21 protein-coding genes are annotated in these 24,816 nt (G+C 37.8%); 7 read left to right on the plus strand and 14 right to left on the minus strand.

Annotation, left to right across the window (positions count from 1 at the left end):
• Positions 1 to 7: 7 nt before the first annotated feature.
• From O0236_RS09405 to O0236_RS09420, 4 genes are all read right to left on the minus strand, one after another.
• Positions 8 to 1,837, minus strand: a complete 1,830-nt coding sequence (locus O0236_RS09405; protein WP_268913359.1) for an FtsX-like permease family protein — start codon at positions 1,835 to 1,837, stop codon at positions 8 to 10.
• Between the two features lie 18 nt (positions 1,838 to 1,855).
• Positions 1,856 to 2,608 (minus strand): ABC transporter ATP-binding protein, encoded by a 753-nt coding sequence (locus tag O0236_RS09410; protein ID WP_268913360.1) that lies wholly within the window; start codon positions 2,606 to 2,608, stop codon positions 1,856 to 1,858.
• A gap of 144 nt (positions 2,609 to 2,752) precedes the next feature.
• Positions 2,753 to 4,267, minus strand: a complete 1,515-nt coding sequence (gene glpK / locus O0236_RS09415) for a glycerol kinase GlpK (protein WP_268913361.1) — start codon at positions 4,265 to 4,267, stop codon at positions 2,753 to 2,755.
• A gap of 173 nt (positions 4,268 to 4,440) precedes the next feature.
• Positions 4,441 to 4,683 carry a hypothetical protein gene (locus tag O0236_RS09420; RefSeq protein ID WP_268913362.1) on the minus strand — a complete coding sequence of 81 codons (243 nt, stop codon included), beginning with the start codon at positions 4,681 to 4,683 and terminating at the stop codon, positions 4,441 to 4,443.
• A 155-nt stretch (positions 4,684 to 4,838) separates the two neighbouring features.
• Here O0236_RS09420 and O0236_RS09425 point away from each other — a divergent pair, with 155 nt between their 5' ends.
• Together O0236_RS09425 and O0236_RS09430 are read left to right on the plus strand one after the other, a co-directional pair.
• Positions 4,839 to 5,042, plus strand: coding sequence for a hypothetical protein (locus tag O0236_RS09425; protein ID WP_268913363.1), 204 nt, complete (start codon positions 4,839 to 4,841; stop codon positions 5,040 to 5,042).
• Between the two features lie 30 nt (positions 5,043 to 5,072).
• The gene (locus O0236_RS09430) at positions 5,073 to 5,729 is read left to right on the plus strand and encodes a YczE/YyaS/YitT family protein (protein WP_268913364.1); all 657 of its coding nucleotides are present in this window, start codon (positions 5,073 to 5,075) and stop codon (positions 5,727 to 5,729) included.
• 35 nt (positions 5,730 to 5,764) lie between these two features.
• Here the strand turns inward: O0236_RS09430 and O0236_RS09435 are convergent, their stop codons facing one another.
• The gene (locus O0236_RS09435) at positions 5,765 to 6,613 is read right to left on the minus strand and encodes an alpha/beta hydrolase fold domain-containing protein (RefSeq protein ID WP_268913365.1); all 849 of its coding nucleotides are present in this window, start codon (positions 6,611 to 6,613) and stop codon (positions 5,765 to 5,767) included.
• A gap of 576 nt (positions 6,614 to 7,189) precedes the next feature.
• Positions 7,190 to 8,482 carry an adenylosuccinate lyase gene (gene purB / locus O0236_RS09440; RefSeq protein ID WP_268913366.1) on the minus strand — a complete coding sequence of 431 codons (1,293 nt, stop codon included), beginning with the start codon at positions 8,480 to 8,482 and terminating at the stop codon, positions 7,190 to 7,192.
• 232 nt (positions 8,483 to 8,714) lie between these two features.
• On the opposite strand from purB, the gene O0236_RS09445 reads away from it, so the two are divergent.
• The gene (locus tag O0236_RS09445; RefSeq protein WP_268913367.1) at positions 8,715 to 9,998 is read left to right on the plus strand and encodes an adenylosuccinate synthase; all 1,284 of its coding nucleotides are present in this window, start codon (positions 8,715 to 8,717) and stop codon (positions 9,996 to 9,998) included.
• 18 nt (positions 9,999 to 10,016) lie between these two features.
• Positions 10,017 to 10,988, plus strand: a complete 972-nt coding sequence (locus tag O0236_RS09450) for a GMP reductase (RefSeq protein WP_268913368.1) — start codon at positions 10,017 to 10,019, stop codon at positions 10,986 to 10,988.
• Between the two features lie 53 nt (positions 10,989 to 11,041).
• On the opposite strand, the gene O0236_RS09455 is transcribed toward O0236_RS09450, so the two are convergent.
• Entirely contained in the window at positions 11,042 to 13,189 is a 2,148-nt protein-coding gene (locus tag O0236_RS09455; RefSeq protein WP_268913369.1) for a YhgE/Pip domain-containing protein, read from the minus strand.
• 17 nt (positions 13,190 to 13,206) lie between these two features.
• The gene (locus tag O0236_RS09460; protein ID WP_268913370.1) at positions 13,207 to 13,902 is read right to left on the minus strand and encodes a D-alanyl-D-alanine carboxypeptidase; all 696 of its coding nucleotides are present in this window, start codon (positions 13,900 to 13,902) and stop codon (positions 13,207 to 13,209) included.
• Positions 13,903 to 14,042: 140 nt separating this feature from the next.
• On the opposite strand from O0236_RS09460, the gene O0236_RS09465 reads away from it, so the two are divergent.
• A complete protein-coding gene (locus O0236_RS09465; protein ID WP_268913371.1) occupies positions 14,043 to 16,202 on the plus strand; it encodes a YhgE/Pip domain-containing protein in 2,160 nt (719 codons plus the stop codon).
• Positions 16,203 to 16,281: 79 nt separating this feature from the next.
• Here the strand turns inward: O0236_RS09465 and O0236_RS09470 are convergent, their stop codons facing one another.
• The 3 genes from O0236_RS09470 to O0236_RS09480 form a co-directional block, all read right to left on the minus strand.
• Positions 16,282 to 16,863, minus strand: coding sequence for a LysM peptidoglycan-binding domain-containing protein (locus O0236_RS09470; protein ID WP_268913372.1), 582 nt, complete (start codon positions 16,861 to 16,863; stop codon positions 16,282 to 16,284).
• 192 nt (positions 16,864 to 17,055) lie between these two features.
• Positions 17,056 to 18,447 carry a Na+/H+ antiporter NhaC gene (gene nhaC, locus O0236_RS09475; protein WP_268913373.1) on the minus strand — a complete coding sequence of 464 codons (1,392 nt, stop codon included), beginning with the start codon at positions 18,445 to 18,447 and terminating at the stop codon, positions 17,056 to 17,058.
• 307 nt (positions 18,448 to 18,754) lie between these two features.
• Positions 18,755 to 19,315, minus strand: coding sequence for a GNAT family N-acetyltransferase (locus O0236_RS09480; protein ID WP_268913374.1), 561 nt, complete (start codon positions 19,313 to 19,315; stop codon positions 18,755 to 18,757).
• Positions 19,316 to 19,389: 74 nt separating this feature from the next.
• On the opposite strand from O0236_RS09480, the gene O0236_RS09485 reads away from it, so the two are divergent.
• Positions 19,390 to 19,779 carry a hypothetical protein gene (locus O0236_RS09485; RefSeq protein WP_268913375.1) on the plus strand — a complete coding sequence of 130 codons (390 nt, stop codon included), beginning with the start codon at positions 19,390 to 19,392 and terminating at the stop codon, positions 19,777 to 19,779.
• Between the two features lie 40 nt (positions 19,780 to 19,819).
• Here O0236_RS09485 and trxA read toward each other — a convergent pair whose 3' ends face one another.
• From trxA to O0236_RS09500, 3 genes are all read right to left on the minus strand, one after another.
• Positions 19,820 to 20,152 (minus strand): thioredoxin, encoded by a 333-nt coding sequence (gene trxA / locus O0236_RS09490; RefSeq protein WP_268913376.1) that lies wholly within the window; start codon positions 20,150 to 20,152, stop codon positions 19,820 to 19,822.
• Positions 20,121 to 20,825 (minus strand): TerC family protein, encoded by a 705-nt coding sequence (locus O0236_RS09495; RefSeq protein WP_268913495.1) that lies wholly within the window; start codon positions 20,823 to 20,825, stop codon positions 20,121 to 20,123. The genes trxA and O0236_RS09495 overlap by 32 nt, the downstream gene beginning before the upstream one ends.
• Positions 20,826 to 20,908: 83 nt before the next feature.
• Positions 20,909 to 21,889, minus strand: coding sequence for a linear amide C-N hydrolase (locus tag O0236_RS09500; protein ID WP_268913377.1), 981 nt, complete (start codon positions 21,887 to 21,889; stop codon positions 20,909 to 20,911).
• A gap of 141 nt (positions 21,890 to 22,030) precedes the next feature.
• Between O0236_RS09500 and O0236_RS09505 the strand changes: the two genes are divergently transcribed.
• Positions 22,031 to 24,742 carry an MMPL family transporter gene (locus tag O0236_RS09505; RefSeq protein ID WP_268913378.1) on the plus strand — a complete coding sequence of 904 codons (2,712 nt, stop codon included), beginning with the start codon at positions 22,031 to 22,033 and terminating at the stop codon, positions 24,740 to 24,742.
• The last annotated feature ends 74 nt before the right edge of the window (positions 24,743 to 24,816 follow it).

Below are 24,816 nucleotides of genomic sequence, written 5' to 3' on the forward strand. Positions count from 1 at the left end.
ACCTCAGTTACTTTTTAATTTTAGTTTTCGGAACTACGAAACTCTGATAAATTTTAATCGTGACAATATAGTATACGCAATATAAAACTAAAAATGCAATAAGTGACCAGCCAAAAACTGGGTACGGTTGATCAAGCAAACCGCTCTTAACAAACAATTGTAGACCAAACGCAACATCTATAATTCCTAAAATCGCTGGTAGTACGAACAGTCCTAAAATTTGTAAATTAATTGAACGTTTAGCAACTGAACGACGGGTACCAATTTTATTAAGCATCTCGTAACGTTTGATATCAGTCGAAGTACCGCTAAGAATCTTAAACATCAAGCAACTAGCTAACATAGCTAAAAAGGCGATTCCTAAGAAGATACCCATAAATTCAAGACTACCAAGTAATGATTTTAAGACCATGTAGTTGGCGAAGATTCCACCAAACGGAATACCACTTTTGTCTCCACTAGTCTTAGTCTGTTCATTAGTGATTTTAGTTAAGGTGTCGTAATTAGCATCCATGTCCTTAACTTTGACCATCTTCAAATCTGCGCTGTTAGTTCTCAAAGTGGCAAAACGGGTACCGCTAATCAACTTAATGCTTTTAGCCATTTGATCAGTTGGTGGTAACATTCTCACAATACTACTCTTGGCATTGTCATTTTGATTGACTTGCTTAGCAGTTAACTTAAGAGTCTTGGTCTTAGCAAAATCAACCTGACCATCTTTAGTAGATTTAACATCCACATATGCATAAGGTTTTTGGTTGACGTTATCAGCATTAAAGTAGAGAACATTGCCAACTTTTTTATACTGATAATTAGTAGTCTGCTTATTATCTAACTCGGTGATCCAGTGGTTAATTTTAGCACTCGGATTTTTAACAGCCACTGCATATTCACCCTGGATGTGGGCGATTTCTGGAATTCGTTGTGCAAATCCGACACCAACTGTGATAGCTCCTAAAGCTAAAGCGAACAATAATGAAACTACTGAAAGAATCTTAGTAAAATCATTAATTCGGAATTTAAGTTGGGAAATGGTAAATGTGTTTAATCCCTTAGCAGCCAAACTAGATTTTTGCAGACCATTTAAGATGGCCACAAAGAATGAATTAAAAACGAAATAAGTTCCTAAAACAATCGTGACTAAAGCTAATGGGATGGCAATTGATTTCAGTTTTTGAATTTCATACATTGAAACATAGCCAACAACCAAGAAAATAATCCCTAGAATAGCTTCAACCCATAAAACAGCCTTCTTTGGTCGCTTCCATTTAGTACTTGACTCTGACTTTAATAAATCTAATGCAGATGACTTAACAAATGTCCGGTGATTAAATAGGCCAGAAATCAAGAATAGTAACATGAAAAATACGAAAGTATAGATGATGGCTTTAGGATAAAAAGCTTGGAATCCACTTGCAGGGATCGCTAACTTATCAAACAAATAACCGCTTAACAATTGTGTGATTCCAGTACCAAGTAAGACACCAATGAAAGTACTGATAAATCCGATAGTCAGTGTTTCTAATGTAATCAAGCGACCAATTTTTCTAGGTCGGGCTCCCAACATCATGAAGACTCCGTAATCATGCTTTCTCATGGTTAATAGGAACGTGTTCGCGTATGAGACGTAAACCAAAGTTATCAACGCCAACAACACAGCACCGAAAACGAATACTAACTTGGCACTTTGAACTGAAGTGCTTTCAACAAACTTATCATTCGTTGAAATAGCTTCAAACATGTAGAAAATTGCTGATGCCATTACTAGTCCCGAAAACAGCACTAGATAATCTTTAAACCGTGAACGAATTCCGGTTAGTGAAAGTTTAAATAACATTTCTTTATCTCCTTACGCTTATTGTTCAAACGTTCCTAATTTTTCAAGAATTTCACGATAGAATTCTTGACGATCACGACCCCCAGCCTTTAGCTCTTCACCAATCTGACCATCTCTAATGAATAGAATGCGCTGGCAGAAACTTGCTGAGAACGGATCATGCGTTACCATCAAAATCGAAACACCTTGTTCGTTGATATGTTGTAAAGTTTCCATTAGTTCACGGGCATTGTTAGAATCAAGCGCTCCTGTTGGTTCATCACCAAAGACGATTTTAGGATCAGCTACCAATGCTCTGGCAGCAGCCACTCGTTGTTTTTGACCACCAGATAGTTGATTTGGAAACTTAGTTAGTAGGTCATCAATGTTTAATTTCTTAGCTGACATTTCAATAGCTAATTGGATTTGCTTAGGTTTGGCACCTTGAAGTGATAATGGTAATCCGATATTTTCACTGACGGTCAAGGTTTCAATCAAGTTAAAGTCTTGAAAGATAAATCCTAGTTGTTGTGATCTAAAATCAGCCATTTGATTAGCTGATAATTTAGTAACATCTTGACCGCCGATTTCAACTTGGCCGCTAGTTGGTTGATCTAGAGTGGCTAAGATATTTAATAACGTGGTCTTACCAGAACCAGAGGCTCCCATGATACCAACAAATTCTCCTTCGTCAGCGTCAAAGGTAATTCCCTTAAGTGCTTCATATGGTTTTTCAGTTTTTTCACCATAAGTTTTATGAACATTGTTTGTAGTTAATATTTTATTTGTCATCTAATTGACCTCCATGTTGGTTTGTTACTTATGTAATTAACCATACATGTACGAAAGTAATAAGTCAACCTATTTTATTTTAGTGCACAAAAAAACTGCCATTAGCTTTGTAAGAAGCCAATGACAGTTTCATTTAATTACTGATTAATCAACCTTGAATGACCTGGCAGCATTCACTGCTTGTTGCCAGCCACTATATAATTTAATTCGTCGCTTATCATCCATGTTTGGATCGAATCGACGACCAGTTTCCATTTGTTCTTTAATCTCATCAACGCTATCCCAGTACCCGACAGCGAGTCCGGCTAAGACCGCAGCACCAAATGCAGTGGTATCTTCATCCTGGGCTCTTTGAATTGGAATATTCAAGATGTCGGCTTGGAATTGCATTAAATAGCTATTCCGTGAAGAGCCCCCATCTGCCATTAGGCTAGGAATCTTCATCCCCGTATCTTTTTCCATGGTATCGATAATGTCCTTCGTACCGTAAGCAATTGATTGCAATGTCGCTTTGACGAAATCATTTTTAGTGGTTCCTCTGGTCAATCCAAAAACAGATCCCCGGACATTTTGATCCCAGAAAGGAGCCCCCAAACCATTAAACGCTGGAACGACATACACTTCATCGTCATCGCTTGAATTCATGGCTGCTTGACGTGATTCAGGAACATTGTCAATCAATCCCATACTGTCAGCCAGCCAACTCATAGCTGTTCCGGCAGCAAAAATAGAACCTTCCAAGGCGTAGTTCAAATGACCGTTAATGTCATAAGCAATGGTCGTTAACAAGTTATCATCTGATAATTCTGGCTTCTCACCTGTATTCATCATGATAAATGCACCATCACCATAGGTGTTTTTAACCATCCCTGGTTCAAACGCCAACTGACCGATCAAAGCTGCCTGCTGGTCTCCGGCAATTCCGGCGATAGGAACTTCAATACCATAGAATTGGAAGTTTTCAGTGACACCATAAACCTCACTGGAAGTTTTAACTTCTGGTAGCATCTGCTTAGGAACATTCAGTAGTTTTAAAATATCTTCATCCCACCGTAAGGCGTGGATGTTGAACATCATCGTACGACTAGCATTAGAAATGTCAGTCACGTGAAGCTTACCACCAGTTAATTTCCACACTAGCCAAGTGTCAACGGTTCCAAATAATAATTCGCCCTTCTCGGCTCTTTCTTGGGCTCCATCTACATGATCTAAAATCCAACGAACTTTGGTTGCTGAAAAGTATGAATCGATAATCAAGCCAGTTTTCTTGTGGAATAGATTACTGTAACCGTCGTCTTTTAGCTTTTGGGCGAGCTTAGCAGTCTGCTTTGATTGCCAACCAATCGCATTGTAAATTGGCTCACCAGTTTCTTTATCCCATATAATAGTAGTTTCACGTTGGTTAACTATGCCAATTCCAGCTAAATCTTCTGGATGAATCCCCGCATCAATGAACGCTGAAGAAATCACGTTCAACACTGATGTCCAGATTTCATTAGGGTCAGTTTCAACCCAACCGCTTTGAGGAATAATTTGCTCAACCGGTTTGAAGGCTTCAATAACTTTCCGACCACTTTGGTCAAAAATCATTGCCCGTGTACTAGTAGTACCTTGGTCAATAGATAGTACATATTTATTTTTATCAGTTAAAGCTGACATCCGCTTTCCCCCTCCAAACATTATCTGTCGTCTTAATAATGAATAATACCATACATAGTAGGTCTTAAGACAGAAAATAAGCGTTTACACACATAAAACACACTATGAACTATACCACAGTACATTCTAAGGTACAAACGCCTATTGTTTAAACAATCAGTTGACTATACCAATTATCTTTTGACAAGAATTGAGATATCAGTATCATCACTAGGATTCAAAGTCTCGTTGTAACTATAATCGGCCTCTTCAAAATATTTCTTAATTTCTGAATTAATTTCATCGAGTGGCCGTACATCCCCATCTTGGCGGTGAATTAAAATTGAATACTCTTTGTTATCATCGTCGGTATTTTCGAATTCATATAAAACATCAACGGTATTTAAAATTTCTTGAATCATTTGACGTTCAGTCATAATAAAGCCTCCCACAACATATTCTTTCTTTACTTTAGTCTTATTTGGCAAAAATGTTAACGCTTTATATCATTTATTTATCAAATTGGCTGAATTATTTACTTTAAGCCTGAAAAGACTATACTTAATACTTATTAACTATCGAGGTGATAAGAATGAATTCAACTTCTTCTCGACTCACAAGTCAGCTTATGGATGCTTACTTACATCAACAAATGGTATCCATTGAACTAACCAATCGTCATTTATCAGGGCTTGTAGTTGGGGTTCAAAATAACGAATTATTCATCAAAGGACCAGCTAACCAGATTACCAAACTTTCACTTGATAAAGTGAAGTCAGTAACGGTTCTTCAATGATCAAAACTTGCAATACTGGAGAAGTAATCAATGGCAAAAACCAAAGATCTTAATCAACGACTTTATTATCTTGGATTATCCCTAATCATTAATTCAGCAGGGAATGCGCTGGCAATCTCAACGAATCTAGGGAGTGCTGTTTGGACTGCTTCTGCAGTGAATTTGTCAAATTTAACAGCTGTATCATTAGGTACCACTCTGTTTATTTATGGGGTAGTCGTGACATTACTCAATCAGCTGCTCTTAGGAACGTTTGACCGGAGAAGATTCTTTTCCAATTTAATCTTTACGGTACCATTTTCGTACTTAATCGCGTTATTTCAATTTATCTTCAAGGAATTAGGAGTTCCAACATATGATTTTGCGATTCGAATTTGCTTAGACGTTCTGGGACTGTTCATGGTTGCAGTGGCGGTCTCACTGTACTCCCGGGCGAATTTATTCATGCACCCAAATGATGATTTGACCTACATCATCAGGTTCAAGTATATTCATGGCAATCCAGTTCTTTCTCAATGGGTCAGTTACCTGCCACCAGTATTAGTGATTTTAACCTGTTACTGGTTAGCCGGAAAAACATATGCCGTCGGATTTGGGACCATCTTCGCCCTCCTGTTTCAAGGAGCAATGATGGGGTGGGCTGATACCCATGCATTCACCAAGCTGAAACATCATATTGATCTGTAGATACTAAAAAGTGGGCCAGTTAAAAGCTGGTCCACTTATTTATTAGCGATAAATTTAGTTACTTGCTTGTTAGTTTGCTTTGTTTCCCGTAATGCGTGCCATAAAATATATTCATGAAAGGCCTCAGAAAATTCCACGACTGTGACACTAGTTTTAGCTGCTTGCCTTAACGTAGCAACAAATCGTTCATTATCTGGAACCAGCATCTCGTTAGCACCATAAAACAAAATGACATTGAGCCCAGTTAAATTATTTGGGTCAAACAAATCAACTGTGTCGCCTTTATCCAAGCCATCAATAAATTGCTGGCCAATGGTTTGTAAAACGTCTAATTCCAAAAAGACATCGGCATCATCACGTTTTTGAACGGCCAAATTGGTCAATGTTAAATCAATCCACGGAGAGATGATGATAGTTTTATCAATCCAAACAGAACGACGACTAGCTACTTGGAGCATTAAATAGGCACCGGCAGAGTCACCAAGCATATTGATTGGTAGATCCGTCAGCATGCATTCATCAAAAGCTTTGATACAAAAATCAATCATTTCACTAGCTTTATGGGCCAATAACAAGGGGAAATCAATGATTTTCAGTTGAGAATTTGTTTTTTTAGCTATATTAATCGCAAACGCTAGTTGATCGTCATTCAGTGGTACTGTGAATGCGCCCCCATGAAAATACACCAGCTGGCTACCCGGGTCATCAACGACATTAAATGTCACGATACGACCATTATCAATTTCTTGAACATCAACACTTTCTGCTGATTTGTTGGTTAACCAATCACGGTTCTGGTTAGGCATTAAAAAAAGATGAGAAATATTGGCTTTATATTGCTCAATTTTCATTTTATGTATTAGTCTTCTTGAACGAAAGCTCATTGCTGACACCTCCAAAGGTATACCGCTTACATAAATATACCACTATTAGATATTTTTGTCTGATTTTCATAAATTCACAAAATCTTCACAATTCGTTCATAGTTAAGCAACATTTAATCTATATCATCCTTTAATGAAACAGAAGCACATGTGCATCTGTGTGGTTATAAATTAAATCCCCCTTTAATTTATTACTTTTATATTCATATTCTTCCCCTAGAATATAGGTATCTTGAAGATAAGACATCCCCGTGTCTTATCTTTTTTTGTGCCCAAATTTTGAACAATTATCATCTTCACAAAAAAAACATATTTTCATCGTTGTTTGTTAACAGTTATTGTGTATTATTTAAATCATAGAGAAGATGATCAATTATAAATCCATCTTCTTTCCCCCATATCGTAACAAACTAACCCCCCATTAATTTGTTGCATCGATATATTCCCCTCAGAATATAGAAAATAGACATACTTAATCAAACGGATAAGACACCCCCATGTCTTATCCGTTTTTCATTACTATTATAAAAAATAACCGATTCTAGGTAATTATGCACACCTAGAATCGGTTATTTTTTAGTTAAAAACACGTTCTAAAATCTCATCGACATTGCGAATATGATAATGATAGTCAAAAGCATCAGCGATATCCTCTGGAGATAACCGGTCAGTAATTGGCTGACTAGCTGTTACCAATTCAATGAATTGAATCTGTTCATCCCAAGCCTTGGCCGTTAATGGCTGGACTAGATCATAAGCGGCCTCTCTGGTAAGACCACTATCGATCAGTTTTAGCATAACCCGTTGGCTATAGATTAATCCATAGGTTCGGTTCATATTCTCCTTCATAGTTTCTGGAAAAACGTCTAAATCAGCGATTATTTTAGTGAAGCGGTGAATCATATAGTCAACTAACATTAGAGTATCTGGAATGATGACTCGCTCTGCTGAAGAATGAGAAATATCTCTTTCATGCCATAACGCAACATCCTCATATGCAGTCACCACATGACCCCGAACAACTCTGGCTAACCCACAGATGTTTTCAGAACCAATCGGATTGCGTTTGTGAGGCATCGCAGATGAACCTTTTTGACCGGGATTAAAATGTTCTTCGACCTCATGAATCTCAGAACGTTGCAACCCGCGAATCTCAGTCGCAAATTCTTCCAGACCGGTCGCAATCAAAGCCAAAGTAGCAATGTAGTTGGCATGTAAATCACGCGGCAATATCTGAGAAGTGATTTCTTGGTTTCGAATTCCCAGTGATTGGCAAACATATTCCTCAACAAATGGTGGAACGTTCGCAAATGTGCCAACTGCTCCCGAAATTTGGCCGACTTCGACTTCCTTAGCAGCAGCTTCAAACCGTTCTTGGTTCCGTTTCATTTCCGAATACCAACGAGCAAGTTTTAATCCAAAAGTCGTGGGTTCTGCTTGAACCCCATGTGTTCGACCGATCATAACGGTATCTTTGTACTGATAGACTTTGTCTTTAATGACGGCCATCAGATCAACGATGTCTTGGCGAATAATCGCATCCGCTTGCTTAATTCTCACACCATAAGCAGTATCAACAACGTCTGTGCTGGTGACACCATAATGGATCCATTTACGTTCTTCACCAAGTGATTCAGAAACGTTTCTAGTGAATGCAACGATATCATGGTGAGTCACGGATTCAATATCTGCGATTTTATCAACATCAAATTTGGCATTCTGCTTAATCTTTTCAACGTCGGTTGCTGGGATCCGTCCAAGCTTAGACCATGCTTCATCAATGGCAATTTCGACTTTCAGCCAAGCCGCATACTGATTCTCAAGGGACCAAATGTGGTTCATTTCTGGACGCGAATATCTATCGATCATAGTTAATCCTTCCTCTTGCAGTCTTAATATCTTGATATTAACATATCGTTCATGTTTTATCTACATATCATCATAAATTAGAAATTATATTCTTATTTTTTCGTACAAACACGAACGATTTATGGATACGATATGGAAATTATAAATATTTGAGGTTGATTATTTAATTTCCTCCTGCTAACATATAAATTGCTGGGTCAGTTGCTCAGCAATAAAATTTAGAGGTGTTTAAATGTCATCTATTGTAATTGTTGGAAGCCAATGGGGCGACGAAGGAAAAGGTAAAATCACTGACTTTTTTAGCCAAGATGCAGACATTACCGCACGGTACCAAGGCGGCGATAATGCTGGACACACCATTGTCTTTAACAACGAAAAATTCCACCTGCAACTTATTCCATCAGGAATCTTTGACAAGGACAAAACTTCAATCATCGGTAATGGTGTGGTTATCAATCCCAAATCATTAGTTACTGAAATGGACTACCTCATCGATCACGGTGTTTCTGTAGATAACTTACTAATTTCTAACCGTGCTCATGTCATTATGCCTTACCATATCCTACTCGATGAGCTTCAAGAAGAGCATCGTGGTAACAAAATCGGTACCACTAAAAAGGGAATTGGACCTGCATACATGGATAAATACGAACGAATCGGCATTAGAATCGCTGATTTGATCGATAAAGATGAATTTTACAAACGATTAAAAACCACTCTCTCAATTAAAAATGAATTATTAACTAAACTCTATGGTGTTGAGCCGCTCAGCTTTGATGCGATTTACGAAGAATACATTCAATATGCTGAACGCATCAAAGACCATGTAATTGATTCTTCTTACATGATCAACAGTGCCTTAGATAACAATCAAAACGTACTTTTCGAAGGTGCCCAAGGATCAATGCTGGACATCGACCAAGGAACCTATCCATTCGTTACATCATCTAATGCTAGTGCAGCTGGTGTTGCTGCTGGTGCTGGCGTGGGTCCTAATCGAATTAATCACGTAATCGGGGTCTGTAAAGCATATACCTCTCGCGTTGGCGAAGGCCCTTTCCCAACAGAACTTCATGATGAAATCGGCAGTCATATCCGTGAAGTTGGTCATGAATATGGTGTCGTAACTCACCGCCCCCGCAGAATTGGTTGGTTTGATACCGTAGTGTTACGACATTCTGCACGAATTAGTGGCTTTACCCACTTAGCATTAAATTCACTAGACCTACTTTCAGGAATCGATACTTTAAAAATCTGTACTGCCTATAAACTAAACGGTGAGATTATTGAACATTATCCAGCTAGTCTAAGTGAATTAGATATGTGCGAACCGGTATACGAAGAACTTCCCGGTTGGCAAGAAGACATCACTAATTGTCACACTTTTGAGGAATTACCCATAAATGCTCAAAACTACCTTAATCGAATCGCTGAGTTGGTGAACGTCTCATACGCCACTTTCTCAGTTGGACCAGATCGTAATCAGACTAATGTCGTTAACAACGTTTGGAATTAATTCAGGAGGAAGCTAACTATGGAAGCATTTGACTACGAAGACATTCAATTAGTACCCGCAAAGTGCATTATTAAGAGCAGAAATGAGGCCGATACTTCAATCAAATTCGGTCCGAAAACGTTCAAGATTCCAGTTGTTCCAGCCAACATGGAAACGGTAATGAACGAAGACTTAGCAATTTGGATGGCCAAAAATGACTACTTTTACATCATGCACAGATTCCAACCCGAAACTCGAATTGATTTCGTTAAAAAATTACACTCAATGGGTCTTTACGCATCAATCAGTGTGGGTATCAAAGATGCTGAATATCAATTTATTGACGAGTTAGTAGCTGAGAATTTAAATCCAGAGTATATTACCATTGATGTTGCCCATGGGCATTCGGATTTTGTTATTGATATGATCCATTACATCAAGAAACGGTTACCAGAAACTTTCTTGATAGCTGGGAACTTAGGGACTCCTGAAGCGGTTCGCGAAATCGAAAACGCGGGTGCTGATGCCACTAAAATCGGTATCGGTCCTGGTAAAGCCTGCATCACTAAACTCAAAACTGGGTTTGGAACTGGAGGTTGGCAATTAGCTGCTTTGCGTCTGTGCTCTAAAGCTGCTAAAAAGCCGATGATTGCAGACGGTGGTATCCGCTTTAATGGTGACATTGCCAAATCAATTCGCTTCGGAGCCTCCATGGTTATGATTGGTTCCATTTTAGCTGGCCATGAGGAGACACCTGGTAACTTGATCAGTATTGACGGTAAAAGATACAAGCAATACTGGGGATCGGCTTCTGAGCGTCAAAAAGGTGCTTATCGGAATGTTGAGGGTCGCCAGATGTTAGTACCATACCGCGGTCACTTGGCAGACACTTTAACTGAAATGCAAGAAGATCTGCAATCATCCATCTCATATGCTGGTGGCAAGCAGTTAAGTGACATTACTAAAGTTGATTATGTAATCGTTAAAAACTCTATTATGAATGGCGACTAAATGTAATCACAAAAAAGGTTCTTCCCGTAGAGGGAAGAACCTTTTTCAATTTATTATAATTCTGATTTTTCGACGCCGACTTCTAGTTCATGAATAGGTTTTCTGAACAATCTTCGCATCAATGGTGTAAAAATAACTAGAATAATTCCCATCAAAAAGAGAATCCACAAGTCATGAAAATAAATTTCCCAATCAGGGCCAGCAATTGATTCCCTAAAGGCACTCACCGCATAAGTAAATGGCAAAAATTTAGCAAAGTTAGTTAGGCCATTCGGAATAACTTCAAGCGGATAAAGCCCTCCAGTCCCAAAGATTTGTAGAATCATCAACAGGACCGCGAACACCTTACCCACGTTACCAAATGAAAAGACTAAGCTAAAAATTATCATTGTAAATACAAATGCCGTGAAGAAGTCGATTCCCATAAAGGCGAGCAAACTGCGTGGTCGAATTCCCAACCATAATATCTCACCAATTAACGTAATTAGCGTCTGGGTGAATGCGATACTCAAATATAGTAGGAACTTTCCACCATAGGTCTGATAATAGTAGATTTTATTTTCACGCATAGTCTTACCAGCTGGATATCTCCAAGCAACTACAGTTGTTAATAACAGAATACCAATCCAAATCGACAAAACCGTATAGAATGGAGTGGCACCATATCCAAAGACACCCATGTTATACAACTCTTTAGTTTGAAGCTTAATTGGAGTTGCTAAAATGTTGGAGACATCTGGACTAGTTTCTAACAGCCCTATTAATTTGTTTAAATTCTTATTGTTAATAAAGCTAAGTTGCTGATCAAGACCGTTTAATTGTGCTTTAATATCGTTTAACTTAGTGCTGATTGAATTGACTTGATTAATCGACAAACTACTGATAGAACTGCCTGCGCTTTGTAATGCCTTTAACTCAGGAATAATTTCCTTTAGTGAAGCAATCAATTCAGCATTTCTTGATGAATTACCATCTGCAGCATCTCCAACTGCATCTAGGCTATCTGTAGCAGAACTAGCACTAGCTGCTGCCGAAGTTAAATTGTTCTGAATCTGTTCATTCAACTGATTAATTCGTTTAAGTAGTTTCGATACAGAAGAACGACTAGTACTTTTAGCACTAACTTGATCCAAATACCTTTGTTGTTGCTTTATGCTCTTCTTAGCATTCGTAAAATCTATGACTAATCGGTTAGCTTGGCTGTTAGGGATAATTGAGTTAACCACATCAAATACCCTTATTCCATCGTTTAAGGCATTAATTAGCGTATTACCCGCGGTTTTAGTAGCTGCCACTTGGCTTCTAATTAAACTAGGTGAACTATCAGCATTAAGCGAACTAACATTTGATTGCAACGAATCAGTCGAACTTTGCACAGAATTCAAAGCGTTATTGACGCTATTCTTCGTGGCATCAGCATTGTTTTTGGCAGTGTTCAATAGATTTTGCTGCTGAGTTAAGACGTTGCTTAGATCATTGATCTGACTAGAAACCCGCGGTATACCGTTTTTAACGGTCGCCAAATAGTTTTTCACATCTTGAGAATTCTTATTCACTCGTTTGAGTTGATTGTCAGCCTTTCTAATAGTAGCCATCGAATCATTAAGTGAATCACGAATTCCAAGAATTCTTGATTTATTGGCGCTAACATCAATGCCGGTTTTATTTAGTTGTTTTAAAATCATCCGACCACTTAGCTGGGTAAAACTACTACGAATTTGCTCCGTCAGGGTATCTTTAGCCTGACTAGTGATTTTAGTTGCAGCCGGATTTAACTTTTCGTTAGATTTATAAACAACCGTCGGCTTTTGCGGCGCATCACTTGCCAGTGATCCCAGACGATCAGAAAAATCACTGGGAATCTCGATCATGGCATAATATTTCCCCTGATCCAATCCATTATTGCCGTCCCAATCGTCAGTAATTACCCATTTAACATCATGGTTTTTTTTCAATTGACCAATGATTTGCTTACCAATATTCATATTCTTACCGTTAATAGAGCTACCTTCATCATCGTTGACCACCGCGATTGGCAATCGGCGAATATTTTCAGTAGAATATGGATTCCATGATGCTTTAATGTTTAAAAGTGCGTAGGAAGCTGGCACCAGACAGAAAGCCATGATAGTGATTAACACCGGTTTACTGTGGATTATTTTTGAAATGTCTTTTTTTAATAGTTTAAAAATAGTTGACATAGTCCCTCAAACTTCTTTTATGGTAACAGGTTCAAAATCATCTGAATAAAGTTAGCCACCTGCTGAGTGACTTGGTGGATACTTGTAACGGTTGTATAAGTTTTATTGATAAGCGATTGCGTTAATTGAATAATCTGCTTACCATCTTGAAGTAAAATTTGGTTAATTTCTTTGATTTTTTTGACATCACTAGAATTGTTGAAGGTCTTAGCAAGACTATTCAGTTTGTTAACAACTGAGGACAGTGAATCATGATTATTAATGGTCTCTAACAACTTAATCACGTTTTGACGATTCTTTGATGAAATAGAATTAATCAATGAAACAATTCTTCGTAATTCTGAACGTTGTTTGCTAAAATTCAGTAATGGCACGAGATTACCACGCCAAATCCAGCCCTTAACCTTACCGTTACCATTTTTAACATAATAATAAACAGCTGAATTACCATTAGCTCTTCTAATAGTTGCGGAACGATAAGTGTAAAATGTTGTTGTAGGATAGTTATCTGCATTGTGAGCCTTTTTCGTTAACTTAGCTGACGTATACATGTAACCATTCACGGCACGATTACTAGATTTTGCCATTTTAGTATTACGAATGACAGTGACCCCTTTTGACTTCGCAGCAACTGAAACGGTTGAGAGACTAATAACTCCCATCAATATACTAAAGAATAGTGCGATATTTCTAATAACTTGCTTCTTATTCAAATAGTTCACCTCATTTTTAGTTTAGCACCTAACTTAGACGGCGCTTGTTAATAGTTAACGTATGCATTACTATATAATATAACCCATTTGTAAATTGAACAATACCTTTTTAATAGTTTAGAATTCCGAGGTTCTTATTAATGATCAAAAATATCCGCTCAATATACTTAAGAGATTTAAAAGCGATTTTCAAACATAAGGCAGCATTGCTCACGATTACTGCACTCTGTGTGCTTCCAAGTTTGTACACGTTGGTTAATGTTGGTGCTATCTGGAACCCTTATAGTACAAAGGAAACCGGTCAAATCCCAGTTGCTGTCGTAAATCAAGATGCTGGCTCAACATTAAACAACCAAAAACTAAATTTCGGTTCTCAAGTTATCAAAACACTTAAATCCAATAATAAAGTTGGTTGGCGTTTCGTGGACAAAAATACTGCTGAACATCGATTGAAGCAAGGAAAATACTACGCGGAAATTATCATTCCAAAGGATTTCTCATCTAAGCTAGCTAGTGTAACTACTGGTAACCCACAAAGAGCTAAGGTAGTCCTTAAAACTAACACCAAAAACAGTCCTATGGGAGTTAAAATTACCGAAACGGCTGCCCAAACATTAGTCACTGAAATAAAAAATAAATTCGTTTATCAGATTAACGAAACTGTCTTTTCCTATTTAAATAAAGCTGGAAATAAGTTAGGAAATCAGCAAGCAAACATTCTTCAACTAAAAGATTTGATAATCTCATTGGATGACGGAATGGATTTAGCCACTAATTCTCTGTCGACAATTGGTGATACAGCAACCGGAATGGCAGCTGCTTTGTCTGAACTAAAGGCATTCAATACTGCAACACAAGGTAATAATACTCTACAGACTATCGCAGATATCAACGGGTCTGGGTTACAGTCAGCTAGAAGCTCATTAAACTCGGCTGCTGACAACGTTAAGGATAACATAAATCAAGTAACTACCAGACAATCACGTTTGAATCGACTTTATAGTCAATTAAGTCGAGCAATTGACCAAAACAATCGTTCCAGGGTAGCAAGCCTATCTCAATCAGCAAAGTCGGAGATAGATATTTTAAAAACACAAACCAAAATATTGGCGGCTTTTCTTAATGCGCTTGGTAGTAATAACCCACAAATTAATAGCTTAAGTCGGCAATTAAATAACGCCAACAGTCATTTGAATTCTGAAGAAGCAGCAATTAGGTCACTGGAATCGTCAGTCGGCGGTTCAAACAATGCAGTGCAATCCGCTATTAATCGTGCTATCAGGACTAATCAGAAAGTCAATAGCGATCTTAATGCCAACCTAAACACTTCTATTAATAGTGCAACCGGATCAATCGACAGTGCGGTAGCCAGCATGATTCATAGTTCTCAGCAAGCTAGTACCATTCTGGGCAGTTTTAATCGCGTTAAGCAGCTTAACAATGAAGCTCTTGACAATGCCATTAGCGGCAATAAACTAATTGCTAATTCAGCTAATAAGCTATACAAACAGCTTCTCACTAATCGTGGCATGATTAACAAAATTAGCAGCCAGTTAAAATTAACAAGCGATGGCGATATAGCTAAAATTCTGAGCATACTTCAAAGTAATCCAAAATTAATGGCTGGCAACTTAACTAGCTTGTTCAACGTAAAAACTGAATCAATTTATAGAGTCGCTTCATTCGGTGAAGCTTTTGCTCCAAGTTATATGGCAATATCGGTATGGGTCGGTTGTACAATGTTAATTTCAGTTTTAAAGACCACCATTCCGAGAAAGGGTAGATTCAAAACCTTTACTCGCCACGAAGAATATTTTGGTAAGATGTTCTTATTTTGGACTTTGTCATTAGTCCAAACATTTATTATCATTACATCATCCCTGTTTATCCTTCACATACATGTCGCCAATATGTTTATGATGTATATCGTTGGCGCGTTTGTTTCAATCACTTTTTCAACAATGATATACACTGCTTCATCGTTGCTTGGTAATCTTGGTACTGCCTTAATGGTAATGATGATTGCATTACAACTGGCAGGTAGTGGTGCCATGTATCCAGTTCAATTAAATCCACTGTTCTTCAGAATCATCCAGCCCCTATTCCCATTCACTTATGGTGTGGGTGCCTTCAGAGAGGTTATAGGTGGTATTAATATTTCCAGTCTTACTGTTGATTTCTTCTTCCTGACAGTCATGTCTGGAATCGCAATCTTAATCGGTTCCATTCTTAAAATTCGTATCGTCAAGATATCTGATAATTTGCACCAAGCCTTCAAAGATACTGGCATTGGCGAATAAAAATGTAGGTACAAAAAATGGTTACGCACAATTGCGTAACCATTTTTTTAATATAAATAAAACTAATTATTTCTACTTATTAGTACCAACCATGAGCTTCCCAAAATGACTTGGCGTTGCTCCATGATCCGTACCGGTTGTTGACGTAATTGTTAGCAACCTTTTCTTGATTAGCTGGTGAAAAATCACCTTTCAAATATGCAGCATCTAATTGATATCTGCCAATATATTTACCGTTTGTCACACCATATGAACCTCTTGATTCATGATAAGCAATCCAAGCTTTTGGTGAGCCATCTGCAGCTTGTTGAGCAAGCTGATCAGCTACCTTAACAGAAACTGCAGCTGTTTGGTTGTAAGTATTAACCTTAGGTGTTGCTGGCTTTGACACTGGAGCTTTCTTAACTGGTTGTTGATTAGTTAACTTTGCAGTTTTCTTAACACCGGCAAGAACATTGAGCTTTTGACCTACCTGAATCAAGTTGCTTTCAAGATTATTGGCTTCTTTAATCGAATCTACTGAAACATCGAATCTTTTAGAAATCCCATCAAGGGTATCGCCCGATTGAACCGTAACGGTAGTTGCCTCTCCAGCGGTGAAGCCTCCGAGGAAGAGTAGTGCAACGAACGCTGCGAAAATAATAGAAAATAATTTCTTCAAAATATACACTCCTATGACTAGATGTTAGTTGATTTTTTAAGAACAACGGACAACATACTATAGGATAATTATTACTATAAAATTTCGCTAATGTTAAAAAAACAGGCTAAATTGTCATGTGTGTAACCAATTTGCAACAAAAAAGATGTGATTATTGGTCCGTGGTACCACTTTCAAACCGACAGTGGCACATTATTTCGCCTTGTCACCACTTCGCTTAATTCCAATGCCAGTGTAACCACTTAAAATTGAAAAAATTGGTGAAGCTAAACTAAAGATTACAAAAGGCAAATAACTTAATGTGGAAACCTTTAATGCATTGGCGGCAAAAACTCCGGCAACTCCCCAAGGAATTAAGTAGTTGATTACAGTCCCTCCATCTTCCAAGGCACGACTCAAACTAACTGCAGCAAGTCCTTCCCTTTCAAATGTCGCTTTGAAGGCATTTCCTGGGAGAATTACTGAAAGGTATTGTTCACCAACAAAGATGTTCACACCAATTCCGCTTAAGATAACAGCTAAAATCAATGAACCAGTTGATTTCAGGCGTTTTGACAATGGAATCATGATTGAATCAATGATTCCAAACTTCATCAAAAGACCACCTAATGCTAAGGCACAGATAATCAAACTAACTGTGGCCATCATGGAGGCCACTCCACCACGACTTAATAGTGCATCCACTGCTTGATTACCAGTATGGGATACAAAACCATTACTCATGATATTAACTACGTCAGCAATTTTGGTCTTTGGTGCAGAAATGAATAGCATCCCTGTTGCCACCACAATGTTAATAAACAAAGTAAAGATTGCTGGAATCTTGATCCAAGCACAAATGAACATCAAAGCGATCGGTAAGAATGCCCAAGCTGAAACGCTAAAGTGGCTAGTTAAAGAATTAACTGTTTGATTGATGGAGTGACTAGAAAGTGCCTTGCCACTTTGGCCAATTAATATGAAAACTACGAAAGAAGTTAGCCATGCGGGAATTGTTGACCACATCAAGTTTTTAATATGTGCGAACAAATCAGCGTCAACAACGGCAGATGCTAGGTTAGTAGAATCTGATAAAGGTGAAGTTTTATCACCAAAGATAGCACCTGAAATAATAGCACCAGCCACCATTGCTGGATTCATGCCCATAGTTATACCCATACCCATAAAGGCAATTCCAACAGTTGAGATAACCGTAAAGGCACTACCAATTGCCGTGCCGACAATTGTACAAACAATAAATACTGAAGGTAAAAACCACTCAGCTGAAATCAAATGGAAACCAAAAACCATCAAGGATGGAATAACCCCTGAGGCGATCCAAGTACTGATCAAGATTCCAATCAAGATGAAAATAAAGATTGGAATAATTCCTGTTTGGATACCATTCACGATTCCATCATTTATTGAACTCCAAGAAAAGTGACGAACTTTAGCCCAACAAATCAATAAAAAAATGACCAATAAAATGGGAATTTCAGGAGATAAAGCTAGCTTGATAACACTAAATCCCATGATCAATAGCATAACCACTAAAATAATTGAACCTTCCATGAGGCTCACTTTCGATTGAGTCTGTTCTTCCATATCTATCCCTCCAGGATGTTATTAACTAGTTTTTTGAATAAAAAAAGTCCCTACTGCAACAAAAGTTACAGTAGGGACGAATTAATTATCCGTGGTACCACCCAAATTAAGCCAAATAAATTAGCTCACTCACTAGATGGTAACGGTTCTAGTTATTTTCCGAATGACATCCACGGTATTTGGTTTAACTGCCCTGACCGGTTCGCATCAACCACCGGCTTTCTTACGCCCAGACAATCAAACTACTTAAATGTGAATTCGTCATTAATATGTTTATGATAATAACATTAAAAATTTTGAGAGTCAACTATACTTCTAATTGCCGTTCCTTAAAGAATTCAAGTGGATAATAAACTTTTCCACCCTTATTATATAAAGCACCATCACGCAATAATTTAATTAAATTAGCATTTAAATTAATGGATAAAGTTGAGTGAATATTAAAATTATCAGCAAAGATATACCCGTTTTCAGTAAAGAAATCACTAAAGTCAACGGCACTCATGGCTCCGTAACCAGCTAATCGAGCTCTAGATTCCATTTCCATCAAGACCTGTTGGCCAATTCCTTGACCTTGATATTCTGGAACAACACTTAGTTCTACAATTGAGGTAATCCCAAATGGTTTAGCGTTATCGCCAACGGTCACTTCAATCATCATCGCATGACCTAAGATATCGCCACTGGTTGTTTTAACCACTATTTCAAAATCATCACGATACTTGGCATATTCTCGTAGGCGGTTAACCATCGCGATTTCATCACCATCATGATTTTCACTACCGTTACCATATCCTTTGGCTATCACCTCATCAATTTTATGATGATCATTTGGAACAGCTGTTTCGATTGTATATTGCAAATCCATTCATCTCTCTATCTGTGTGATTACTAATGATATATAATTATCAATAAACTTAACTGAAAGCAGGTATCCCCTATATGAAAAACAAAACCAGATGGACACTTACTGGTATTTTAACATACTGTCTTTTTGCTGCGATCACTTTCGGATTTAATTTGTTATCTCCATCCAGAATTGGTGTGACTTGGACCGTTTTTTGGTACATTGCCGCTGCATTGATCATTTATTACCTCTGCTTTAAAAACTACGTCTTTAGAAGAATGCTATACAATGCGCGTCAGTTACATATGACCAAAGATGAACTTGCTGAGATGTTACCAGATATTAAGCAAAGCCAAGACATCCCTAATCCTCAAAGGCATCAACCATTCAGCCCGCTATTCACATTCTCTCTGCAAAACTTGGATAAATTAGATCAAGAATTACAAAAAAAAGCTACCGAACATGGTATTGAACCTTATGAATAAAGAAAACAGGCATCAACTCTTAGAGCTGATGCCTGTTATTTTAGTTAGCTGCTTTTACTTCAGCTAATTTTTTATCTAAATAGGAAGCTAATTTTTCCTTGGGGTAAACACCAGTAACCTTTTCCGTGGCCTTTCCATTTTTAAAGATTACTAAGCTAGGAATACTCATCACCTTATATTGTTCAGCAATATCCTGGTTTTGATCGACATTCATTTTACCAAAATGAATCTGGCCATCATATTGAGTTTCCAAATTTTCTAAAACAGGATCCATTATCTTACAAGGCCCACACCAAGGAGCCCAAAAATCAATCACTGTTATTTCATTGTCTGTTTCTTGCTTAAGATTGTCCCGAGTTATTGTCACGCTCATGTTTATTCTGACTCCTTCTAATAAAGTGAATTGCAATAGTAATTGCAATAGATAATAACACAATTATTCCAAACCAAGTGGCAGGAATTTCAATATCGATTGCAGGAATTGATAGCATCAACTTAATCGCAATCAACGCAATCAATATATATGCCATAGTCTGTAATTCAGGAATTTTAGCCATTAATTTCATAATCACTTCAGCTACACCCCGCATTGCGAGAATTCCAATCATCCCTCCAATTAAAACGATAACTGGGTTAGATGAGATCGCCAATGATGACAAAACCGAATCAATAGAAAAGACGATATCCATAAATTCAATTTGAATAACTACTGACCAAAATAGCGAAAGCTTACCACCACTTCGCAATTTGCGAGTATGAACAACTTTTGTCTTCCGGAAATACGTCCAGACCAGGTATAACAAGTATAAACCACCGATAATCTTGATTTCCCAAAAGTTGATGAGATATGTTCCGATTCCAATAATTAAGAATCTGAAGATATATGCCCCCCACAAGCCATAAAATAATGACTTTTCCTGCTGACTCTTAGTTGGCAGGACTTGGGTCTGAGCAGCTAAGACAACAGCATTATCAACTGATAATAAGCATTCAATAATCACCAGCGACAATATAATCAGCCAATCAGCTGAAGATGTAATAACCATTTCCCAATTATGAACATCAAAAAATGGTCCATATAATTTATCTAGTATGCCCAATGCGCGAACTCCCTCTCAGATAAGTGATATTAATTCATTTCAACAAAATTAATTTTATCATTGATCTCAAAAAATCGTGGTGTTTCTGCCGTAATCATTTCAGATGTTAGCTTAATTTTGATGATTTGTTTTTCCGAATAAGATTGATAGTAAAGCGTCCGACTCTCAGAACACACCGCAGCGCGGTAAACCGAATAAGTTGGTTGATGCTCACTACTCTTAGGAACGTTTACTGAATCCAAAATATGCCAACAATTATCAACAGCGTCTGCTTCATTGTCAGGTAGATCAATCCGTTCCTTCAAATATGCAGCGCGAATAAACCGAGAACCAGGAGTGTACGAACCTGGAGGAGTCATTTTGCCAGACACCTTACCAGTAGTCACCCTTGGTGCATTCAATGGAACGGTCCGATTATTAAAATCACTAGTAAAATCAACATAATCCCCTAGTCGATCAATCTGGCGTTGGAAGTGATTAGAATTAGTGACGATTCCTAAAGGATTATCAATAACTTCAATGGGTTGCGTAACTGGTTCGATAACCACTATTCGACCTGTGGAATCACTAGCTGCGAAGTGCAATTCTGAATGACCATACTTTGTTAAGCTGTAATTATCAGCCATCAACTCAATTTGGTCAATATGAGAAATAATTTCTTCAACTGATTTAAATGTCGATAATAGATAGTAGGATAATTCAAATGGTGCGAGATGAACCTTATCACTTGTCGGTTCGACTGTTAGATTTGAACCATTGGTAAAAGTCAGCTTTTGTACTGCTAGACCATATTCATTCACGCCGTCCGAAATATCAATTTCATGGTCATGTTGACTACCTGAACCTAAAACAGCATATTGACTAATGAATTCATGGTTATCAAATACAGATTGCCAATGAAAACTTCTGGGAACTGCCACTGGTTTAGCTCCTAATCGTGGCCAATCCATTGTTCTAGCCAGTACATGGGCACCATCTTGCTGTCCAATTTGAAAGACACTCGTACACAAAACCGATCACCTCCAAAAAAATTTCGAACAAATATTGATATTTTGTTAACGATTATCAAAATTTACTTAAGCGCTTTAGTGTTAAATGGTATTCTTAATATTATAGTTATTTTTAAAAACATTCTAGGAGACCGATTAAATATGAAGCAAATCATAAAAAACTTACATAACAATCGCGTATTTACGCTAATAGTATGGTTAATAGCCGTCTTAATTGCAATTATTTCAGCTCCCAACATCACTAATTCTATTCAGCAATATAACGAACCGCCACTGGCTTCAAATTCTCAACCGATAAAGGCGCAAAAAATCAGGGATAATTGGGGATACAACCTGAAAGATACCATCACTATGAATTTAGTGTATCAAAATCCCAACAAAAAAATTACCAATAAGCAGCAACAGCAGATTACCAATAAGTTAGCCTCATTGATTAAGCACCAATCATATTACAACATTAAAAAAATAACTACTATTAACACTAATCTACAAGGAAAGCCCGCAATGCTTTCAAAAGACGGATCCACAGAAGTCGCCACCATCCAAATTGCTGCTAATGGAAACAGTCTAAGAGTCCTAACTGATCAATTGACTGAACAAGCCAAAATTGCTGGACTTAAATCATACATAACTAGTCCTCAAATTGTTCGAGACGTTAACAACGCTAAGATAGCTCAAGTAACTCAAATCAGTTTGATTGCCTTGTTTATCGCCGCTACATTAATCATCGGCATTTACTTACGTTCGGTTTTAGCCGCTCTAATTTCATTTGTGGTCTTATTCTCATCGTTTGTTACTACCTATAGTCTAAGTCTTCATTTAGCTAGTCATTTTAATTGGCCATTCTCAGAATATTCAGTCTTAGAAATTGGAATTGCTATCTTGGTAATTGGAACAATCTGGAATATTTACATTCTCAGACGCTTCGGTGAATTACTAAAAAATCAGCCGGAATCGCACTATTCTACCAAGCAAACTATTGCGGATATTCGCTTCCCAGTAACTATCGTGGGGTTAGTCCTAGCATTAATTTTTGCTTGCACTAGCTTCATTAACTTCAGTGAGGTCCAATCATTATATGTCTTAGCTTTAGCATATGTCATTTTGATTTTAGCAGTCTTAACATTGATGCCTGTATTCATGGCTGCTTTGGGTGAGAGTATCTTTTGGCCTAGCGTATCAACTGGCAAAGTTGGTAAATCAAGGTATTTCGAAAAAGCCGCTGCTTTCTCAATGTGGCAACCTTTTGCAAGTTTATTACTAGTTCTTTACCTGACTCTACCCTTTATTTACTTCTTCAATAACCGCCTAGACTATTCACCAATGACCAATCTCACACAGCAAACTCAAGCGATTAAGGGTGCCCAAACGTTAGATGCTCACTTCACCCCTGGAATGTCGACTCCAGTCACGGTCTATATTCAAAGTAAGACACCGCTTAATAATGAAAAAGATCTTGGGACCATCGATACATTAACAACTAAGTTAAAATCTACTAACAGCGTTAACTCAGTTTATTCATTAACTCAACCCGGTAGCATGCCAATCGAAAAGTATTACGTCGCCAATCAGTTACAAGCTATTGCTTTTGATACGAAGCAAGCAACCGGCCAGTTAACTAAGGCATCTCTTGGAATCAAAGCTAACGCCCAAAACTTAGATTTGGCTAACTTACAACAACAAGTCAAATCCATGCAGGCTATGGTGGCGCGAAGTAACAGCATCGTTAATCGAAGCAGTAATTTGTCAAACCAGGTCAGCCAAGCAACTAGTTCAGTGAGTCCAACTGAACGACGAAGTGCATCAAGAAGAATTCGCCAATATCAAAACCGCATTAATTCCTTAAATCAGGAACTGCAATCAGTTCAATCAGGACTAAATCAATTAGTGACCACCGGTCAAGCGATTCAAAGCTTTAGTCAAAGCAATTACACTTACTTGAAAAATTACCGTGAACAAATCAAAGAAGTTAACCGTCAGTTAAAAGTCGCCAACCGTAGTGTGGTAGCTTCCAACTCGCAACTTAATAGTATTTATGATTATCTTGATGGACTGCAAAACTCACAAGCAGCTAATGTTTACTTCATTACCAAGCAACAATTACAAGGGAATGACTTCAAACAATCATTAGCCAACTTTGCTAGCCAAGATCAAAAGACTACGATGTTACAAGTTGTCTTCAACAAGACGACCGATAATGGTAATAATCGTAAACGTGTCGATCAGTTACAACAACAAATCAAATTACAACTTAAAGGAACTTCGCTAGCTAACGCAAATGTGGCCATCGATGGTGAACCAGTAGTTGAATCGACTGTTGAAACCAAAATGAACAATAACTTTGTAATCTTCATTTCCGTAATGATAATCGGACTATTATTAAGTGTCTTCATCCTTAGTCGAGCTATTTTACAGCCACTTTACTGGACCGCAGCTTTCGTTGCTTCAGCATTTACAGGCTTCCAATTAGCTTATATCACGATGCATTTTATAGCCCATGTAGACTCATTTGACTGGCAAGTGCCAATTATTGCAGTTGCCATCTTGACCGCGATGGGATCATGGCAAATCATTAGTTTAGGTTTGTCACTACGGTACACGGAATTACCGTTACTAGATTGGTTAATTCCAACTGTTAAGAGCTATGGAACCATCGTTCTTTACATTCTGTTAGTTGTCGCAGCGATTGCCATCTCATTGACATTTGGCGCTTCAAATGCCTTAATTGAAATCGCATTGATAGTCATTTATACGACCTTAGCTTTCTACTTTGTGTTACCAATGATTATCGTTTCGCTTGGAAAATTAGCGGTAACCTTGCCAAATAAAGACAATATCATCAAAAATAAGTAGTTTTTACTAGAAAACACTCCGTTTTGTTACAAAAAACGGAGTGTTTTTGTTACGGCGTAAAACGCTGTTATATC

The organism is Lentilactobacillus sp. SPB1-3 (assembly GCF_026913205.2).
Taxonomy (GTDB): domain Bacteria; phylum Bacillota; class Bacilli; order Lactobacillales; family Lactobacillaceae; genus Lentilactobacillus; species Lentilactobacillus terminaliae.

Bases quoted from the DNA above. Each gene is read 5' to 3' on its own strand.
- O0236_RS09420 (WP_268913362.1), bottom strand. From the start codon at position 4,683: ATGACTGAACGTCAAATGATTCAAGAAATTTTAAATACCGTTGATGTT.
- O0236_RS09505 (WP_268913378.1), top strand. From the start codon at position 22,031: ATGAAGCAAATCATAAAAAACTTACATAACAATCGCGTATTTACGCTA.
- O0236_RS09410 (WP_268913360.1), bottom strand. From the start codon at position 2,608: ATGACAAATAAAATATTAACTACAAACAATGTTCATAAAACTTATGGT.
- nhaC (WP_268913373.1), bottom strand. From the start codon at position 18,447: ATGGAAGAACAGACTCAATCGAAAGTGAGCCTCATGGAAGGTTCAATT.
- O0236_RS09485 (WP_268913375.1), top strand. From the start codon at position 19,390: ATGAAAAACAAAACCAGATGGACACTTACTGGTATTTTAACATACTGT.
- O0236_RS09405 (WP_268913359.1), bottom strand. From the start codon at position 1,837: ATGTTATTTAAACTTTCACTAACCGGAATTCGTTCACGGTTTAAAGAT.
- O0236_RS09465 (WP_268913371.1), top strand. From the start codon at position 14,043: ATGATCAAAAATATCCGCTCAATATACTTAAGAGATTTAAAAGCGATT.
- O0236_RS09495 (WP_268913495.1), bottom strand. From the start codon at position 20,825: ATGGTTATTACATCTTCAGCTGATTGGCTGATTATATTGTCGCTGGTG.
- O0236_RS09455 (WP_268913369.1), bottom strand. From the start codon at position 13,189: ATGTCAACTATTTTTAAACTATTAAAAAAAGACATTTCAAAAATAATC.
- O0236_RS09435 (WP_268913365.1), bottom strand. From the start codon at position 6,613: ATGAGCTTTCGTTCAAGAAGACTAATACATAAAATGAAAATTGAGCAA.
- purB (WP_268913366.1), bottom strand. From the start codon at position 8,482: ATGATCGATAGATATTCGCGTCCAGAAATGAACCACATTTGGTCCCTT.
- O0236_RS09445 (WP_268913367.1), top strand. From the start codon at position 8,715: ATGTCATCTATTGTAATTGTTGGAAGCCAATGGGGCGACGAAGGAAAA.
- O0236_RS09480 (WP_268913374.1), bottom strand. From the start codon at position 19,315: ATGGATTTGCAATATACAATCGAAACAGCTGTTCCAAATGATCATCAT.
- glpK (WP_268913361.1), bottom strand. From the start codon at position 4,267: ATGTCAGCTTTAACTGATAAAAATAAATATGTACTATCTATTGACCAA.
- O0236_RS09425 (WP_268913363.1), top strand. From the start codon at position 4,839: ATGAATTCAACTTCTTCTCGACTCACAAGTCAGCTTATGGATGCTTAC.
- trxA (WP_268913376.1), bottom strand. From the start codon at position 20,152: ATGAGCGTGACAATAACTCGGGACAATCTTAAGCAAGAAACAGACAAT.
- O0236_RS09450 (WP_268913368.1), top strand. From the start codon at position 10,017: ATGGAAGCATTTGACTACGAAGACATTCAATTAGTACCCGCAAAGTGC.
- O0236_RS09430 (WP_268913364.1), top strand. From the start codon at position 5,073: ATGGCAAAAACCAAAGATCTTAATCAACGACTTTATTATCTTGGATTA.